11 protein-coding genes are annotated in these 17,231 nt (G+C 73.1%); 3 read left to right on the forward strand and 8 right to left on the reverse strand.

Annotated features, from left to right (window positions below; genetic code table 11):
* Positions 1-17: 17 nt before the first annotated feature.
* From AB0M18_RS13900 to AB0M18_RS13935, 8 genes are all read right to left on the reverse strand, one after another.
* Positions 18-3,014: a beta-ketoacyl synthase N-terminal-like domain-containing protein gene (locus AB0M18_RS13900; RefSeq protein WP_365757368.1), complete on the reverse strand. Its 2,997-nt coding sequence runs from the start codon at positions 3,012-3,014 to the stop codon at positions 18-20.
* A complete protein-coding gene (locus AB0M18_RS13905; RefSeq protein ID WP_365757370.1) occupies positions 3,008-6,442 on the reverse strand; it encodes an amino acid adenylation domain-containing protein in 3,435 nt (1,144 codons plus the stop codon). The genes AB0M18_RS13900 and AB0M18_RS13905 overlap by 7 nt, the downstream gene beginning before the upstream one ends.
* Positions 6,439-7,782: an MFS transporter gene (locus AB0M18_RS13910; protein WP_365757372.1), complete on the reverse strand. Its 1,344-nt coding sequence runs from the start codon at positions 7,780-7,782 to the stop codon at positions 6,439-6,441. Before AB0M18_RS13910 ends, AB0M18_RS13905 begins: the two co-directional genes overlap by 4 nt.
* Positions 7,779-9,122 (reverse strand): condensation domain-containing protein, encoded by a 1,344-nt coding sequence (locus tag AB0M18_RS13915; protein WP_365757374.1) that lies wholly within the window; start codon positions 9,120-9,122, stop codon positions 7,779-7,781. The genes AB0M18_RS13910 and AB0M18_RS13915 overlap by 4 nt, the downstream gene beginning before the upstream one ends.
* Positions 9,123-9,131: 9 nt before the next feature.
* Positions 9,132-9,827: an alpha/beta fold hydrolase gene (locus AB0M18_RS13920; protein WP_365757376.1), complete on the reverse strand. Its 696-nt coding sequence runs from the start codon at positions 9,825-9,827 to the stop codon at positions 9,132-9,134.
* Positions 9,828-9,891: 64 nt separating this feature from the next.
* Positions 9,892-11,718: an asparagine synthase (glutamine-hydrolyzing) gene (gene asnB, locus AB0M18_RS13925; protein WP_365757378.1), complete on the reverse strand. Its 1,827-nt coding sequence runs from the start codon at positions 11,716-11,718 to the stop codon at positions 9,892-9,894.
* Position 11,719: 1 nt separating this feature from the next.
* Positions 11,720-13,180 (reverse strand): hypothetical protein, encoded by a 1,461-nt coding sequence (locus AB0M18_RS13930; protein WP_365757380.1) that lies wholly within the window; start codon positions 13,178-13,180, stop codon positions 11,720-11,722.
* Positions 13,164-14,834 carry an aromatic amino acid ammonia-lyase gene (locus tag AB0M18_RS13935; protein WP_365757382.1) on the reverse strand — a complete coding sequence of 557 codons (1,671 nt, stop codon included), beginning with the start codon at positions 14,832-14,834 and terminating at the stop codon, positions 13,164-13,166. Before AB0M18_RS13935 ends, AB0M18_RS13930 begins: the two co-directional genes overlap by 17 nt.
* A 182-nt stretch (positions 14,835-15,016) precedes the next feature.
* On the opposite strand from AB0M18_RS13935, the gene AB0M18_RS13940 reads away from it, so the two are divergent.
* The 3 genes from AB0M18_RS13940 (at position 15,017) to AB0M18_RS13950 (ending at position 17,155) form a co-directional block, all read left to right on the forward strand.
* Positions 15,017-15,274 carry a phosphopantetheine-binding protein gene (locus AB0M18_RS13940; RefSeq protein ID WP_365757384.1) on the forward strand — a complete coding sequence of 86 codons (258 nt, stop codon included), beginning with the start codon at positions 15,017-15,019 and terminating at the stop codon, positions 15,272-15,274.
* A gap of 8 nt (positions 15,275-15,282) precedes the next feature.
* Positions 15,283-16,089 (forward strand): alpha/beta fold hydrolase, encoded by an 807-nt coding sequence (locus tag AB0M18_RS13945; RefSeq protein WP_365757386.1) that lies wholly within the window; start codon positions 15,283-15,285, stop codon positions 16,087-16,089.
* Between the two features lie 160 nt (positions 16,090-16,249).
* Positions 16,250-17,155 (forward strand): 2-dehydropantoate 2-reductase, encoded by a 906-nt coding sequence (locus AB0M18_RS13950; protein ID WP_365757388.1) that lies wholly within the window; start codon positions 16,250-16,252, stop codon positions 17,153-17,155.
* Positions 17,156-17,231: the final 76 nt, after the last annotated feature.

Genomic DNA, 17,231 nt, shown 5'->3' on the forward strand with positions numbered 1-17,231 from the left:
CGTGACGACCTTTTCCGTCATGGGCGTTCGAGTGCACTGGAGGGGCGGCCCGTCAGCCTGGCAACGTGTTCGACCTGGGACGCGAAGGTGGGGTGATCGAGGACGTCCTGGAGGCTCATCTCGACCTCGTGCTCTCGGTGGAGGATGCCGATGAGCCGGACGGAGAGAAGGGAGTCTCCGCCCAAGACGAAGAAGTCCGAGTCCGGCAGGACCGGCACGTTGCCGAGCAGCCGCTGCCAGACGGCCCGGACCGACGCCTCGAGGCCGGCCTCGGCCCCGGATCCGGCCGGGGGCTCGTCGGCCGGTCGTCCGACGGTGTGCTGCTCGGCGGGCGGCTGCGCGGGCATCTCGGTACGGGCGTCGGCCTGTGGCACCGAGGAGTCGAGCCAGTGCCTGCGCCGCTGGAACGGGTAGGCGGGCAGCGGAACCCTCCGGCGCCGCGACGGGCCGAACGCCTGCCAGTCGACCTCGGCGCCCGCGGCCCAGGCCTCGCCGACCGCGGTGAGCAGGGTCTCGTGGGCGAGCCCCCGCTCTCCGCTTCGCGGCATCGTCGGGACGCAGTCCAGGTCGACGGCGCCGCCCTGCGCCCGCACCAGGCTGGTGAGCGCCCGGCCGGGCCCGACCTCCAGGAGGAACGGGTTGGCCGCTGCGAGCATCCGGCCCAGGCCGTCGGCGAAGCGCACGGGTCGCCGCAGGTGCTCGGTCCAGTAGTCGGCGGAGTACTCCCGTACGACGGCACCGGTCAGGTTCGACAGGATCCGGGTGCGCGGCCTGCGGTAGGCGACCGTGGACGCCTCGCGGCGGAAGTCGGCGAGCACCGGATCCATCATGGCGGTGTGGAAGGCATGCGAGACCTGCAGCGGCCGTGCGGTGACGCCGCGGGCCGCGAGCTCGGCGGCCAGCTCGTCCACCGCTTCCGGAGGTCCGGCGACCACGACCGCCTGGGGACCGTTGACGGCCGCGACCGAGACGTCGCCGCGCAGCAGCGGGGCCACGGTCTCCTCCGCGGCCAGCACGGCCAGCATCCGGCCGACGGGCAGCGCGTCCATCAGCCGCCCGCGCACCGCGACCAGCCGTAGCGCGTCGGGCAGTCCGACGGCCCCGGCCAGGCACGCCGCCGCGTACTCGCCGATGCTGTGGCCGAGCATCGTCCTGGGGCGCAGCCCCCACTCCCCCAGCTGGCGGGCGAGCGCGTACTCGGTGACGAAGACGGCGGGCTGGGCCAGCGCGGTCCGGCGCAGCCGCGCCGCGGACTCGGCGTCGTCGCCGGCCTCCAGCAGCAGCGGCCGCAGGTGGACGCCGGACTCGGCCGCGAGGAGTTCGGCGCACTCGTCGAACACCTCCCGGAACGTCGGCAGGGCCCGGTACAGACCCGCCGCCATGTCCGGGTACTGGGATCCCTGGCCGGGGAAGAGAAAGCCGAGGTTCACGCCGCGCGCGGCCCGGCGCGGGAGCGACCGGGCGAGGCGGTCCCCGAGTTCCGCGGACTCCGTGGCCACCGCGAACGTGCGCCACGGCAGGACGGCGCGGCCGGTCCGCAGGGTGTGGCAGACGTCTGCCACCGGGGTCGCGCCGGCCGGCCGCACATGCGCCGCCAGCGTCTCGGCGCGTGTCCGCAGGGCCTTCTCGGTGTGCGCCGAGGCGATCATGAGGTGCGGCCCGGCGGGCGCTTCCGGGGCCGGCTCGGCCGCCGGCGCCTGTTCCAGGACGACATGGGCGTTGGTGCCTCCCACGCCGAACGCGCTGACGCCGGCGCGCCGGGGCGTGCTGCCGGCCGGCCACGGCCGGAGGGCCGTGTTCACGAAGAACGGGGAGTCCTCCCAGTCGATCTGGGGGTTGGGCTGTGCGCAGTTGATGCTCGGGGGGATGACGCCCTCTCGGACCGCGAGTACGGCCTTGATCAGACCGGTGACCCCGGCGGCCGCGTCCAGGTGCCCGACGTTCGCCTTGACGCTGCCCAGGGCGCAGTACCCGCTCTCCGCCGTGGAATCCCGGTAGGCCTCGGTGAGCGCGGCGACCTCGATGCCGTCGCCGAGTTCGGTGCCCGTGCCGTGGGCCTCGACGTAGCCGATGGTGGCCGGGTCCACCCGGGCGGTGCGCAGTGCCGCCCGGACGACCTCGGTCTGACCGGCCGTACTGGGTGCGGTGTAGCCGATCTTGCGGGCACCGTCGTTGTTGATCGCGGAGCCGAGGATCACCGCGTGCACCCGGTCGCCGTCGGCCAGCGCCTCGTCGAGCCGCTTGAGGACGACCAGCCCCACACCGCTGCCGACGACCGTTCCGTGCGCGTCCCGGTCGAACGGTCGGCAGTGTCCGTCCGGTGAGAGGATGCCGTGCCGGGTGTGGAGATAGCCGGACTCCTGCGGCAGCTGGACCGACGCGCCGCCCGCCAGGGCGAGGTCGCACTCCCCGTTGAGCAGGCTCTGGGCGGCGAGGTGCACCGCGACCAGCGAGGTCGAGCAGGCGGTCTGCACCGTGAGGGCCGGCCCGCTGAGACCCAGCTTGTAGGCGATGCGGGTGGCGGCGTGATCCTTCTCGTTGCCGATCACCACCTGCAGAAGCTCGGACGGGTCCTGCCCGCGCGGTCCGGACAGGACATGGCGCAGCAGGTAACCGTTGACGCCCGTCCCCGCGAACACGCCCCCTCGGCCGTCGAAGCCGCCGTGGCCGGCGTCTTCGAGGGCCTCCCAGGCGCACTCGAGGAGCAGCCGTTGCTGGGGGTCGGTGAGTTCGGCCTCCCGCGCCGAGTACCCGAACAACTCGGAGTCGAACAGCTCGACGCCGTCGAGGAGTCCGCGCACCGGCACGTAGTCCGGACTGCTCCGGTCGGCGAGCGGCACTCCTGCCGCGGCGAGCCGCTCGTCCGTCAGGCGGGTCAGCGACTCGCGGCCCGCCACCAGGTTGTCCCACAGCTCCGCGGCTCCGGCCGCGCCGGGGAACCGTCCGGCCAGGCCGATCACCGCGATGGACCGCGTCGGCCGTCCGGCCGCGGGCCGGTCGGAGGTCGTCAGCATGCTTTGTCCGCCATCTTCCCGTGGACGAACACCGCCAGTTCGGCGATGGTGGGGTACCTGAACAGCTCGATGAGCCTTATCTCCAAGGCCGGGTAGGTCTCGACCAGCCGGTTGCGGACCAGCGGAAGCTTCAGCGAGTCCCCGCCCACCTCGGCGAAGCGGTCGTGGTAGCCGAAGTCGCCGGTGCCGAGCACGTCCTCCCAGATCTCCGCGACCAGGTCCTCGATCTCCTCCACCTCGACGGTGTCGGCCTGCGCCGCGGCGGGTCCGGCGTCCCGGTCCGTGGCTCCGCCCAGTGCCAGTGCGGTCAGGGCCGCGATGTCGACCTTGCCGTTGGGCGTCGTGGGAAGGCTCCGGCAGACGGCCCACAGGGCGGGTACCGCGTGGCCCGGCAGCCGTTCCGCCGCCAGTGCGCGAAGCCGCTGGAGGTCCAGGCCCTCGTCCGCGGTCACGATCCCGGCGACCAGCCGGGGCTCGCCCCCGTCGTCACCGGCGGCCGCGACCACCGCGTCGGTCACCCCGGGCAGGCCGCTCAGCACCGAGCCGACCCCGTCGAGCTCGATCCGGAAGCCGCGGATCTTGACCTGGCCGTCCCGCCGGCCGAGGATCCGCAGGTTCCCGTCGGCGTCCAGGCGGACCAGGTCCCCGGTCCGGTAGTACCGCCTCCCCTGCGGGTCGCGCCCGAAGGCGCGCGCGGTCGCCGCCGGGTCGTTCAGGTAGTCGACCGCCAGGCCGTCACCCGACGCGCAGAGCTCACCGATCGCGCCCCGCGGCACGAGCTGCCCGTTCTCGTCGCGGATCGACACGGCGGTTCCCGTGACGGGCCGCCCGATCGGCACGGTCTCGCCCACCTCGGCCGGGTCGTCGACGTGGTGGACCGTGGTGAACGTCGTGTTCTCGGTGGGCCCGTATCCGTTGGTCACCCGGAGCCCGGGGCAGTGTTCCAGGACCCGGCGCACCTGGGCCGCGGGGACGGTGTCCCCGCCGGTCAGCAGCTGGTCGACGCCGGCGAAGGCGCGCGGCGTGTGGTCGGCCACCAGCCGGAACAGCCCGGCGGTCAGCCAGAGCCCGGTCACCCGGTGCTCGTCGAGCAGGCCCGCCAGCGAACTCGGCGACGGAATCCCTTCCGGGTGCACGACGATCGCGCCGCCGGCGGCCAGCGGGGCGAACAGCTCCAGCGTCGACGCGTCGAAGGACAGCGGGGCCAGCCGCAGGAAGCGCCGCGCCGCGGACACCCGGACCACGCTCCCGTCGGCGACCAGGCGGCACACCGCGCGGTGCGGAATGCGCACCGCCTTCGGCAGGCCGGTGGATCCCGAGGTGAACGCGACGTAGGCGACCCGCTCCGGGTCGGGTGCCGCCGCCGGCGGCACCGGGCCGTCGTCCGGCCGCCGGGGGTCGAGCGGTTCCAGCACGGGTACCCGCAGCCCGGCGCCCTCCAGCTCGGCCGCGCGGCCGGGGCCTGCCAGCACCAGCGACGGCCGTGCCAGGTCGAAGACCTGGCGCAGGACGTGGGCCGGCTGGCCGGGCTCCACACCGATGTAGGCGGCTCCGACCCGCAGTACGGCCAGCACCGACACGATCTCGCGGGCCGAGCGCGGCACCGCGACGACCACGTGGTCGTCGACCGTCACCCCGGCCGCGCGCACCGCCGCCGACTGCGCCTCGACGGCGCGCACCAGGTCCGCGTAGCTCAGCGGCGCCGACCCCGGCTCCACGACCGCCGGCGCGTCGGGACGACTGCGCGCGATCGACTCGACCAACCGCCAGAGGTCGGCCCGGTCGCGGTCACCCGCGTCACCGGTGTCGCCCGTGTCGCCCGTGTCGCCCGCGGCGAGTGGCTCGTCACCGGTCTGCGGCTCCGTCAGCAGGTCCCGCAGGGGGAGGTCCGTGTCGGCGCCGTCGATCATCGCCGCGAGGACGCCACGGAAGTCCGCGATCAGCTGCGCAGCCTCCCACGGCGCCAGCGCCGACGTGGCGTACTCCAGGCACAGCCGGGGCCGCTCGCCCCAGCGCTGCACGTAGAGCAGGGCGTCGAAGATCGCACCGCCGCAGTGGCCCTCGTGGATCTCCACGTCGAGCCCGGGCACGTCGACGCGGTCGGGGACCATCTCGTCGTGCGCGGCGAAGGCGATCTGGACCAGCGGGTTCTGCACGCTGTCGGTGACCGCGCCGAGACCGCCGACCAGCCGCTCGAACGGCACCTCCCGCGCGCCGAGGGCGGTACGGATGTCACCGCTGATGCCCGCGATCTGCTGACGGACCGTCAATTCGGGGTCGACGCCGCAGCGCACCGGCAGCAGGGTCATCGCCAGCCCGACCGTCTGCTGCTCCCGGACGGTGGACCGGCCCACCCAGGAGAGTCCCGTCAGGAGGTCGTTCGTCCCCAGGCGCCGGGCCGCGGCGACCGACCAGGCCGCGAACAGGACGGTGTTGCGGGTGACGCCGCAGCGGTCCGCCAGGGCCGCACAGCCGTCCCGGGTCGACGCGTCGAGTTCGACCGGCACCCGCACGCCCCGGTGGTCGAAGAGGTCCGCCCGGCGCAGGTCGCTGGGGAGCCGGGCGACCCTCGGGGCCCCGGCCAGCTCGCCGGCCCGCCGCACCGCGAGGGCCTCGATCCGGCTCGGAGGGGGGCTCTGGACGGACGGCGCGGTACCGGTGGGCCGGGCACCGGCGTAGTGGTCGAAGATCTCCCGCCAGAGCACCCCGATGCTCCAGCCGTCGACCACCGCGTGGTGGACCAGCAGGCTGAGCACATGGCGCTCGGCACCCGCGCGGGTCAGCACGAAGACCACGGGCGGGCGCTCGAAGGGCGCCAGCAGCGAGGTCGAGGCCGACCGCAGCATCGTATGGAGCAGTTCGACACCGCCATCGCCCCGGGGCAGGTCGATCGCGTTCCGCACGATCCGCGGCCGCCATCCCGCGACGACCCGGGCCCGCAGCCCGTCCGGCCGGTGCACGAAGACGGTCCGCAGGGCCTCGTGGCGGTCGGTGACCGCCTGAAGAGCCCCGCGGAGCCGCTCGACGTCCAGTGATCCGCGCAGGTCCGCGCTGAACAGCAGGTGCCAGGCCGTCCCGCACCCGGCCTCCTCGCCCAGCAGCATCCCCGCCTCGGCCGGCGAGAGGTCCCGCTCACGCGACCCGACGGCCTCCCGTTCGGCGGGGGCTGCCACCCGCGGCTCGGCCGCCGCCAGGACCGTGCCCAGCGCATCGGGGCCGAGCAGCCTCGGCAGGTCGAGGGCGACTCCGAGCCGTTCGGCCCGGGCCGCCAGGTCGACGGCGCGCAACGAGGTGCCGCCCAGGGCGACGAACGAGCTGTGCGCGGCGTCCGACGTCACCTGGTCCGCGGGCTGTCCCAGCGTCCGCGCCGCCAGTGCGGTCAACTCCGGCAACATCGCGGCCCCGTGTGCCGCCGTCGACGGGTTCATCGGTTCTGACCTTCCTCTGCTGAACTGATCAGAGCGCCGTCACCGGGAGCGCTCCGGGAACCGGGTTCCACCGCCGGCTCGGGCTTGCGGGTCCGCTCGGCCCAGGCGATCACCGGCCCGTTCACGGCCAGACCGGCGAGGAAGACCAGCGCCAGGACGAGCCATCCGGCGAGGGTGAACCTGCCGGTCAGGAAGGTGACCAGGACGGGTGCCGCCGCGATCGGGATCGAGCTGCTGAACACGAACATGCCGCTGTAGGCGCCCTGCGCGTTCGGGTCGGCGAGCCCGTACCGGAACGCCCACACGGCGCTCTCGCCCCAGAGTTCACCCAGCGTGAGCAGGGCGACCCCGACCAGCAGCAGCGCCACCGCGACCGGCGTGCCGAGCTCGTGGGTCGGCGCGACAGCCGCGCATGCGGCGGCGAGGGCGAGGAACGCACCGCGCTGCATCCGCCTGGCGCCCGCGGTGGTTTCGCTGCCCTTGGCGACCTTCACCTGGAGCAGGATGACCAGTGCGGTGTTGCCGAGGATCATCCATGCGGCCAGCGGCCGCGGGACCGACGTCTGGCTGACGATCCACAGCGGCAGGCCCACGGTGAGGACGGTGTTCCCGATCGAGGTCATGCTGCTCACGAACGACACGGCCAGGTACGGAACGTCGTAGCGGAACCGCTCGCGGCGCTCCGCCCGGGTGCCGGCGGCCGGCCCGATCCTGGGCAGCCGCAGGCTCGACAGGCCCGCGAGGGTGGCGGTGACCGCCATACCGAGGATCAGGGACGAGTACGCGGCCCGGGTGCCCACCCCGATCGCCACGCCCGCCATGAGCACACCCAGCGAGAAGCCGATGTTGGTCAGCACCCGGGTGACGGCCGAGAGGCGGACCCGGGTCTCCTTCGGCAGCAGCGCCCCGGTCAGCGCCCCCCGGGCCACGTTGATACCGGTCTCGGCGCATCCGATCGCGATGACGACGAACAGGAAGGCGACGAACGAGCGGACGGACACCGCGACGACGAGCAGCCCGACCAGCAGGGCCGAGAATCCCAGGAAGACCTCGCGCGGCCCCCACCGGTCGGCCAGCCGGCCGACGCGCACGCTGAGCAGCAGGCCCACCACGCCGGCGACGGAGAAGCCCAGGCCGACCTGGACCGCCGACAGGCCCGCCACCTTCACGAAGAACAGCGCGCTGCCGGAGGTGTAGAGGCCGTAGCCGGTGCTCCCGATGAGGGTGTTCGTCTGGAGAACCCGGATCGGGCCGGGCGGCGGAACCGCCGCGGCGATCCGGCGCCGCAGCGAACCCGGAGCACCCGGTCCGGCCGCCTTGTCGCTCCCGTCCGCACTCACTGCTCGTGCACTCCCAGCTCGCGGGCCCACGCCCCGAGGGTCCGCTCGACCGTCTCCCAGAGCCGCTCGACCGCTTCGGCCGGGTACCAGTCGACCCGGTGGTGGGCGATCACGGAGATCCCGTCCGGCCCCTCCACCGGCAGGACGGCCACCGCGGCGTCCAGGGTGAGTCCGGGCGGCGGAACCGGCTCGGAGGTGCAGTGGGCGAAGCCGTACTCCTCGAACATCCGGTTCAGGCTCAGCGGCTGTGGGTTGAAGGAGAAGTACGGCACACCGCTGGGACCGCCGAAGGCATCGGGGGTCATCCGCTCGATGATGCTGCCCCAGGGCACCGAGGAACTGACGTCGAGGGCGCGGATCGCGGCGCGGTTGAAGTGCTCGAGGAACGTCCCGGCGTCGGAGGCGGCCGAGCGTTCGGTCGCGATGACGACCCGGCCGGAGAGGAATCCGACGGTCCGCCGCACGTCGAACGACTCGCGGTTGGCCGTGACCAGGGTGGTGCCGATCGCGTCCTGGTCGCCGAGTTCGTAGAGCGCGCGGTGCACCGCCGCGTGGATCCAGCTCCACTTGCTCATCCTGGTCTTCCGCGCCCCGGCGGTCACCCCCGCGACCAGGTCCCCGGGCATGGTCGCCCGGAAGACACCGGGGTTCGCGTAGCCCGCCGTGGCGGCGCCGGTGAACCCCGGAAAGCGCAGCTCCGGTATCGGGCCGACCGCCCGAAGGCGCTCCGCGAGGCGGTCCAGCGTCGCCCGACCGGCGTCGGAGGCGAGATACGCGTTCTGGTCCCGGACGTACACCGGGAAGGCGGCCGAGTCATCGGGCTGGAGGTCGACCGCCTCGCCCAGCTCCTGCCGGTAGCAGGCCGTCAGGTCCTCCATGAGGATGTTGACCGACCAGAGATCACTGACGAGATGGTCCGTGACCAGGGCGAAGAGGAAGCCGTCGCCGGTCTCGAGGAGCAGCAGCCGGGCCAGCGGCCCGTGCTCCAGATCGAACGGGGCGTCCGAGGCGTCCGCCACGATCCGCGCCGGATCCGCCGCGCCGGCGCCCCGGGAGCCGGCGCCGGAGAGCATGGTGATCGGCTCCGGCTCGGCCGGCCGGTCCAGCCGCCACCGGCCGGTGTCCGGGTCGAACCCGCACCGCAGCACCGGGTGCCGCAGCTGGAGCCGGCGCCAGGCCCGCTCCAGCGCCTGGACGTCCAGCGGTCCGCGCAGCCGGAACGTGGCCGCCGGGTGGCTCGGCCGGTTGATCCCGGCGGCCACGTCGCCCGCGATCTGGCCCAGCCGGTGGCGCTGGGCCCAGGACGGTTCCTGTGCCGGGTAGGTCTCGTCGTGTCCCATGAGCAGCCCTCAGTACCAGCCCTGCAGAGCGGCCTTGAAGCCGGCGAAGTCCTCGTTGTGCACGACGTGCCCGGTGTCCGGGACCACGCGCACCTCGAAACCCTCGCTGCGGAGCGCTTCGGCCCGCTGCGGCGGGATGTTGTAGCTCGGGTCGGCGAGCAGGATCAGCGAGGGCTCGGTGGGCTTGGCGGGCGTGTGGCCGGCGAAACCCTCGAAGGACGCGAGCGTGGCGGTGTCCCACTGGGCCAGCGCGGCCAGCTTGTTCTCCTGGGCCTGCGGCTCCCAGCCGGGCAGGGCCTGGCGGATCCGCTCCAGGTCCCAGTCCTTCTGCGACCTCAGGGCATCGGCCATGGCTCCGCCGTCCGGGGGTGCCGCCGCCCACGCAGGGTCGACGTACACCGTCCGCTCCGGCTGGAGGCGGGAGACCCCGAGGGCCAGCAGCAGCCCGCCGAGCGAGTGGCCCAGCGCGAGCGCGGGCCGTGCGGGTACCGCTTCGACCAGGGCATCGGCCATGGCCTCCAGGGTGTACGCGTCCCACCGCGGGCTGCGACCGTGCCCGGGCAGGTCGGGCGCCAGGACCCGATAGCCCCGGGCGGCCAGCTCCGGCCCGGTCTGCCACCAGCTGCTCGCGTCGGCCGTGATCCCATGGATCAGGACGGCCACACGGTCACCACTGCCCCACTCCTCGATGTGCACCTTCGACACCGCGGCGTCTCCCCTCTGTCTGTGTTCCGAATGACGATCGACGTCCGGTCGCCCGGTGTGCCGGCTACAGCACGACGGCGACCTGGTACTCCCGTAGCCAGCGGTCCAGTTGGACGATGCGCGGCAGCCACGGCGGCGGCGTGAACGTGCCGCTGAACCACGCGTCGCTGTCCACCATCGACCGCACGGCCGCGGTGTCGACGAGCCCGACCACCGGTGAGGACGGGTCGCCGATGATCTCTCGTACCGTGCGGCGGATCGCCTCCAGGTACGTCGGGCTCTGGCCGAACGGGAAGCCGCTCTTCGGCCGGTTCACGACCTGCGTCGGCAGCAGTTCGGCGACGGCCGCGCGCAGCAGTCCCTTCTCCTGCTCCCCCACGCGCTTGTACTCCCACGGGACGTTCCACAGGTACTCGACCAGTCGGTGGTCGCAGAACGGGGTCCGCACCTCCAGACCGTTGGCGCGGCTCATCCGGTCCTTGCGGTCGAGCAGGAACGGGAGGAAGCGGGTGAGCTGGAGGTGGAAGACCTCGCGCAGCCGTCGGTCCGCACCCGTCTCGCCGTCGAGGTGCGGCACCTCGGCGAGAGCGTCGGCGTAGGCATCGGCCACGTAGCCGTCCAGGTCGAGCACGGCACGGAGCTCCGGGGAGAGCTGGGCGTTGCGGTCGGTCACACCGGCCGACCAGGGGAAGTTGGCCGTCGGCTGCTTCGCCTCGGCCAGGAACCAGGGGTATCCGCCGAAGATGTCGTCCGCGCCCTCCCCGGAGAGCGCCACCCCGGCCTGCTTGCGGACCTCGCGGAACAGCAGGAGCAGCGAGGCGTCGAGATCGCCGACGCCGGGCATGTCGCGGGCATGCAGGGTGGTCCCCAGCTCGTCCATGAGCGAGGGGGCCTGGACGACGACCTCGCTGTGCACCGTCCCGAGGTGCTCCGCAACGGCCCGGACGAACGGCGCGTCCCGGCTGACGTGCAGCGCGTCGGCCTTGAAGTCGCGCTCCCCGTCGGCGAAGTCGAGCGAGTAGGTGGAGAGCTTCCGGCCTGTCCCGGCCCACGACGCGGCGGCCAGGGCGGCGATGGCGCTCGAATCGATGCCGCCCGAGAGCAGGGAGGTCAGGGGCACGTCGGACACCAGCTGCGACTCGACCGCCCGGCCCAGCAGACGGCGGACCTCGGCGGTCGTGGCCGGCAGGTCGTCGGTGTGCGGCGCCGTGCGGACCTGCCAGTAGCGACGCTCGTAGGCGCCCGTCCGGCGCACCCGGAGCACGCAGCCCGGGCGGAGCTCGCGGAGGTTGCGGTAGACCCCGGCGCCCGGAGGCTTGATGGCCACGGTGAAGAGCGCGGCCAGTCCCTCGGCGTCCACCTCGGCCGGGAAGAGCGGGTTGGCGAGGACCGCCTTCGGCCGGGAGCCGTAGATCACCCCGCCGTCGCACTCGGTCCAGTAGAGCGGCTTGGCCCCGAGCCGGTCCCGGACCAGCAGGAGCGTCTCGGAGCGGGTGTCCCAGACCGCGAACGCGTACATCCCGACCAGGTGGTCGAACGCCTCCTCGCCCCACTCGAGGTAGGCCCGGCGGACCAGTTCGGCGTCGGCGTCGTCGGACAGCCGGCAGCCGCGCCGGGCCAGCTCCGCCCGCAGCTCGCCGCGGTTGTGGAGCTCGCCGTCGAACGCCACCACGGCGTCCCCGGGTTCACCGCCGGCGGTGCCCGTCAGAGCGCCCCACCGCGGCTCGCCGACGCCGGTCCGCCCGCAGCGCGCCAGCGCCGCGTGCGGCGACAGCCAGGTCGCCCCGGCGTCCTGGCCGGAGCAGTCCATGGTGGCAGCCATGTCCTCGACGGTCCTGCCCTGGTCCGCCATCGGCCGGGCCCAGTCGATCCATCCCGCGATTCCGCACATGTCAGCCGACGTCCCCGTCCCGGCGGCCGTGGGCCGCGTCACCGGGCGCCAACTGGTCCAGCGACTCGGCCACCAGCGTGTTGATCGGCTCGGGCAGCCTGGCCCAGTTCGTCTCGTCGTTCAGGTCCAGCACCCGTGCGAGCTTCCAGCCGAGGTACTGGCCGAGCGAGGCGAGGGGCGGCAGCGTCTCGACCGCCCGCACGGTCACCGTCATGTCCCCGAACAGCGGCCTCAGCCGCTCGGCGACGTACTCGCACCAGGCGGTGTCCGGCATGCCGTCCGTCGCCACCAGCAGCACCACGGAGCGATCGCGCACCACCATCATGTAGTTGAAGACGGTGTGCCGCGGGAGCGGGGTCGACCAGAGGGCGGCTTCCAGGTCGTTCTGCCGGATTCCGTTGCCGGAGAGCGTCACGACGTCCTGCTGCCGGCCGAGGGTCCGCAGCACCGGTGTCCGGACGCCGCACGGGCAGTCCGTGCCGACGATCTCGACCTGGTCGCCGGTCCGGTAGCGAAGCAGCGGCCGCGACGGTATGTCCAGGGTGGTGACCACGAGTTCGCCCTGGTCGGCCGAGCCGTCGATCGGCCGGACACCGGTGCCGTCGGTGAGTTCGAGGATGTAGCTGTGCGTCTGCAGGTGCAGGTTGCGCTGCCCGCAGGTCACCGCGGTGGTCCCGGTCTCGGAGGAGCCGTACGAGCAGACGTAGGCGGTGGCGCCGGTCAGCCGCTCGAGATGGCGGATGAAGCTCGGCCCGGTCTGCTCGGCCATCAGCAGAAGCCGGTCGAACCTCGGCGCGGGCAGCCCGTTGCGGTGGGCGAACTGGACCATCTCAAGGAGGCGGGACGGCGGGCCGACGAAGACGTTGGCGCCCAGCTCGGCGATCAGCCGCAGCACCCGGTGGTAGTTGCCGGTGATGTTGTCCACCCAGGGGCGGAAGGACATCACGCCGAGGTACTCCAGCACCTTCTCGAACTGGTAGGCGGCCGGCGCGAACGGCGCGTTGATCAGAACCAGCGCGACGTCGTCCGGTTCCAGGATCTGCGCCCAGAGGGTGCCGATGTTGATCGTGTTGACCACCAGGTCGTCGATCGCCTTCGGCGCGGCCACGGGATCGCCGGTCGTGCCGGACGACTCGTAGTAGTGCAGGAACTCGGTGAGCGGCCGGGTGAACGCGGCGCCACCGGACGTGGCCAGTTCGCCCTTCCCCAGCAGCGGCAGCGCCGGGAAGACGTCGCGCAGAAGGGCGGACGGGTCGGCACCGACGGCGGCCCGGAGGGGCTCGTCGAGACGGTCCCGGTAGAGCGGGCTGGCGGCGGCCGCCGCCAGGGCGGTCACCAGTTTCCCGGCGTGCACCGCGGCGAGATCGGCCTCACCGCGATGGTTGCGGTCCACCAGGGCCGTGTGCTCGTCGGCGAGTCGGCCGACTTCCGCCCTCTGGGCACCGTCACGCAGCAACAGCATCTGCCAGCCTCCGTCCAGCGATGAAGTCGGCGTCAGTGAGACCTGCGGCGCGCCGCAGCGCCCCGCTCTCGATGAGCCCGATCACCGCACTGATGTCGTGGTCGAGTCGGCGGTCGCGGTGCACGAACGGGGAGTGTTCGCGGATCAGCGCGTGCACCGACCGGATCGCGGGGGACGAGAGCTCGGTCCCGCGCAGCTCGATCGCCTGGGCGAGCGCGATCAGATGGATGGCGGCCACCTCGCGGACCAGGCCGTTGATCGTCCGGGCATCGCGGGCCGCGATCGTGCCCATGCTGACCTTGTCCTGGTTGTGCGCCTCGGTGGACCGGGAGAACACCGAGGCCGGGTTGGCCTGCTTGAGAGCCTCCGCGGTGATCGCCGACGCGGCGATCTGCATGCCCTTGAATCCGTGGTGCAGCCCGGCCTCGGGGTCGTCGGGATCGCGGGCGACGATCAGGTTGGGCGGCAGCTCGTTGTTGAACTTCTCGTCCACCACCAGCGCCAGCTGGCGGTCGAGCAGGTCGGCGAGGCCGGCGACCGTCACCTTGAGGCCGTCCATCGCGTGGCCCACATGGCCCGCGTAGAAGTTCCCGCCCAGATGGAGGCCGCCGTCCTCGGCGTCGAAGAGCGGGTTGTCGCTGGAGGAGTTGACCTCCACGCGGAGCCACCGCTCGACCCACTCGAGCGTGTCGTGGACGATGCCGATGATCTGCGGGGCGCAGCGCACCGAGTACTTCTCCTGGACCGGCTCGTTGAGCTGCACGAATCCGCGCCCGGCCAGCATCTCCCGGCGCAGCAGGATCTCCTCGAAGGAGGTGGCCAGCTTCGAGCCCTCCAGCAGCGCGCGGACGGCTCGGGCGCTGTCCACCTGACCCGGGTGGGGCTTGTTCTCGTGTACGAAGGAGTGCATCGCGGAGGCGTTGCCGCGCAGGGCCTCCAGCGTCATGGCCGTGGCCAGCTCGGCGACGACGGCGAGCTCCCGTGCGTCCCACGCGGCGAGCACCGCGTAGGCGGCGGTGAAGCTGGTGCCGTTGATGAGGGCGATCCCCTCCTTCGGCTCCAGCTCGACCGGCGAGAGGCCCTCGTCGGCCAGGGCGTCCAGTACGGGCCGGACGGTCCGCCGGTGAAGCACCTCGCCCTCGCCGATCAGCGTGGCGGCGAGATAGCAGAGCGGGACCAGATCGCCGCTGGCGCCGAGCGACCCGCGCTCGGGGATCAGCGGGAGGACGTCCCGGCCCAGGAGATCGAGCAGCCGGTCCACGACCTCGGGACGGATCGCGGAGGGGCCGCGCGACAGGGCGTTCGCGCGGATCAGCATGGTCGCGCGTGCCACCTCGGGGGCAGCGGCGGGGCCGGTCCCGTTGAGGTGGTAGAGCACCAGGTTGCGCTGGAGCTCGTGCGCCTTCCGCGGGGAGATCTGCCGGCTGCAGCTGTCGCCGAAGCCGGTCGTGACACCGTAGATCGGGATCTCCTGCTCCAGCAGGGCGTACTTCAGGTCGACGGTGTCCCGCATCCGGGTCCTGGCCCCCTCGCTGAGGGAAGCCGGCACCGCCGAGGCGGCACTGCGGGCGGCCCACGCCACCTCGCCGGGCGACAGGGATCGGCCGTCGAGCACGAGGCCCTGCGGCGGGGGTGTAGCGACTGGGCCCGGCACCTGGTTCCCTTTCCTCCGGGACTGAGGACAGGCCCTCAGCCTTCCTCGGATCGGCGCCGCCCGGCTTCGGCCCTACGGCCGGTCTGGAACCCGTCCTTTGGACGGGCGTGTCCGGCGGAGCGGCCCGACTACGATCCGTCTGCTGTCGCACGGGAACACCCGACGCATCGAGGGGATGAGGCATGACCGCAGCAGCGGCGTCGACGGACCAGACCCTGTTGACCCTCCGTCAGATCTGGGAAGAGGTCCTCGGGGTGCCCGTCGCCGATCCCGAGCAGAACTTCTTCGAACTCGGCGGTGACTCCATGCTGGCCCTGATCGTCGCCAGCCGGGCCGGGAAGGCCGGTCTGGAGATGCCGCCCTCGGGCGTCCTCCGGCAGCCGACGCTGCGCGGACTGGCCGAGGCAGTCCTCGACCCGACCCGCTTCGAGGACTGGTAGACCGCCTCATGCCGCACGCCGCACACCTCCTCCACCATGCCGTCGACGGCCCCGAGGACGCACCGCTGCTCGTCCTCGGACCCTCGCTGGGCACCTCGACCGCGGTGTGGGAGCCCCATCTCGACCGGCTGAGCGGTGAGTTCCGCACTCTGCGCTTCGACCTGCCCGGACACGGGGGGTCGTCCGCCGCCGCGGTTCCGGATCCCCGCGTCGGCCGCACCACGATGGCCGATCTGGCCCGGCTCGTCCTCGACCTCGCGGAACTCCACGGGCATCGCGCGTTCCACTACGCGGGCATCTCCATCGGAGGAGCGATCGGCGCCCAGCTGGCCGTCCACCACCCGGAGCGGGTCAACTCTCTCGCGCTGGTCAGCAGTGCCGCGTACTTCGGCGGTTTCGAGCGCTGGCACGAGCGGTCCGTTCTGGTGCGCCGCGAGGGCACCGCCCCACTGCTCGACGCCGCCCCTGGGCGCTGGTTCGGCGATCCGGCCACCGCGAGGACACCCCATGGCGCCTCCTTGCTCCAGACCCTGGTCCACGCCGATCCGGTGGGCTACTCCGCCTGTTGCGACGCCCTCGCCACCTTCGACCTGCGGGCCGAGCTCGGGCGTGTGACGGCCCCGACGCTGGTCGTCGCCGGCTCCCGCGACACGGCCACTCCGGCCGGCGCGGCCGCCGAACTGGCCGGCGGCATTCCCACGGCCTCCCTCGTCACGATCGACTCGGGTCATCTGCCCTCCGCCGACGAGGCGCCCGCCCTCACCAGCCGCCTGTACGAACACCTGACTACGGTGAAGGGCGCTGACGGAGTCTAAGATCTCCAGGGCACTCTCGACCGAGACGCACGACGCCCCATGCCCCGCACCTCACGCCATGCGGGTGTCGGCCCGGGACGGACGCCCTCCGAAATCTTCCACGCGGCGCGTTCATCCTGACCCGGCGATCGCGTCCGCTGCGCGATCGAGAGGAAAGATCATGACCGACAGCCGTTCGCTGAACGTGGCGGTGCTCGGCCCCGGAGGTGTCGGCGGGCTGCTCGCCGCGCTGCTGGTGCGCGCCGGACACCGGGTGACCTGTCTGGCCGGCGACGACACCGTCCGGGCGCTCCGTGCCGACGGGATCAGGGTGACCAGCGGTCAGTTCGGCGACTTCGCCGTGGAGGTCGCCGCGGACACCGAGCTGCGGGAGCCCGTCGACCTCTGCGTGGTGGCCGTCAAGCAGACCGCGCTCCGTCCGGCGCTCGACCGGGTGGATCCCGATGTGCTCGGCGACGGCCTCGTGGTGCCACTGCTCAACGGCGTCGAGCACCCGGCCGAGCTGCGCCGGCGCTACCGCCCGGAGCTCGTGGTGCCGGGGGTGATCCGGGTCGAATCCACCCGGCAGGCCCCCGGCCGGATCGCGCACGGCAGCCCGTTCACCGAGATCGATCTGGCGAGTGCCACCGCGGATCCCGGCCGGCTCAAGGAGCTGGCCGGCGTGCTCGCGGACGCCGGCGTGACCGCCCGGGTGCGCGAGGACGAATCCGCCGCGCTGTGGGGGAAGCTGGCCTTCCTGGCTCCCTTCGCCCTGCTCACGACGCGCCACGGGCTCCCGATCGGTCCGATCCGAACCGAGCATCGCGATGAACTGCTCGCGCTGGTCGAGGAGTTGGCCTCGGTCAGCCGCGCCTGTGGAGCGCCGGGCGACACCGCTGCCTCGATACGGCTGTACGACGCCTTCCCCGCCGGGGCGAAGTCGTCGATGCAACGCGACGCGGAGGCCGGACGGCCGCTGGAGCTGGACGCGATCGGCCGGGCGGTCGTACGTGCCGCCGAGCGGCACGCGGTGGCGGTGCCGCTCGTGTCCGCCCTGCTGGCCGAGCTCGACCGCCGCGGCCACTGACCGGGCGATACGTCGTCCGGCGAACGGGCCGGTGCCGCCGAGGGGTTCCCCGGCGGCACCGGTCTGCGGGAGGGGC

The sequence above is a fragment of the Streptomyces sp. NPDC051909 genome (assembly GCF_040681095.1).
In the GTDB taxonomy this organism is placed as follows: domain Bacteria; phylum Actinomycetota; class Actinomycetes; order Streptomycetales; family Streptomycetaceae; genus Streptomyces.

Coding starts and splice junctions, on each gene's coding strand:
- AB0M18_RS13900 (WP_365757368.1), bottom strand. CDS start 3,014: ATGCTGACGACCTCCGACCGGCCCGCGGCCGGACGGCCGACGCGGTCC.
- AB0M18_RS13905 (WP_365757370.1), bottom strand. CDS start 6,442: ATGAACCCGTCGACGGCGGCACACGGGGCCGCGATGTTGCCGGAGTTG.
- AB0M18_RS13915 (WP_365757374.1), bottom strand. CDS start 9,122: ATGGGACACGACGAGACCTACCCGGCACAGGAACCGTCCTGGGCCCAG.
- asnB (WP_365757378.1), bottom strand. CDS start 11,718: ATGTGCGGAATCGCGGGATGGATCGACTGGGCCCGGCCGATGGCGGAC.
- AB0M18_RS13930 (WP_365757380.1), bottom strand. CDS start 13,180: ATGCTGTTGCTGCGTGACGGTGCCCAGAGGGCGGAAGTCGGCCGACTC.
- AB0M18_RS13940 (WP_365757384.1), top strand. CDS start 15,017: ATGACCGCAGCAGCGGCGTCGACGGACCAGACCCTGTTGACCCTCCGT.
- AB0M18_RS13945 (WP_365757386.1), top strand. CDS start 15,283: ATGCCGCACGCCGCACACCTCCTCCACCATGCCGTCGACGGCCCCGAG.
- AB0M18_RS13950 (WP_365757388.1), top strand. CDS start 16,250: ATGACCGACAGCCGTTCGCTGAACGTGGCGGTGCTCGGCCCCGGAGGT.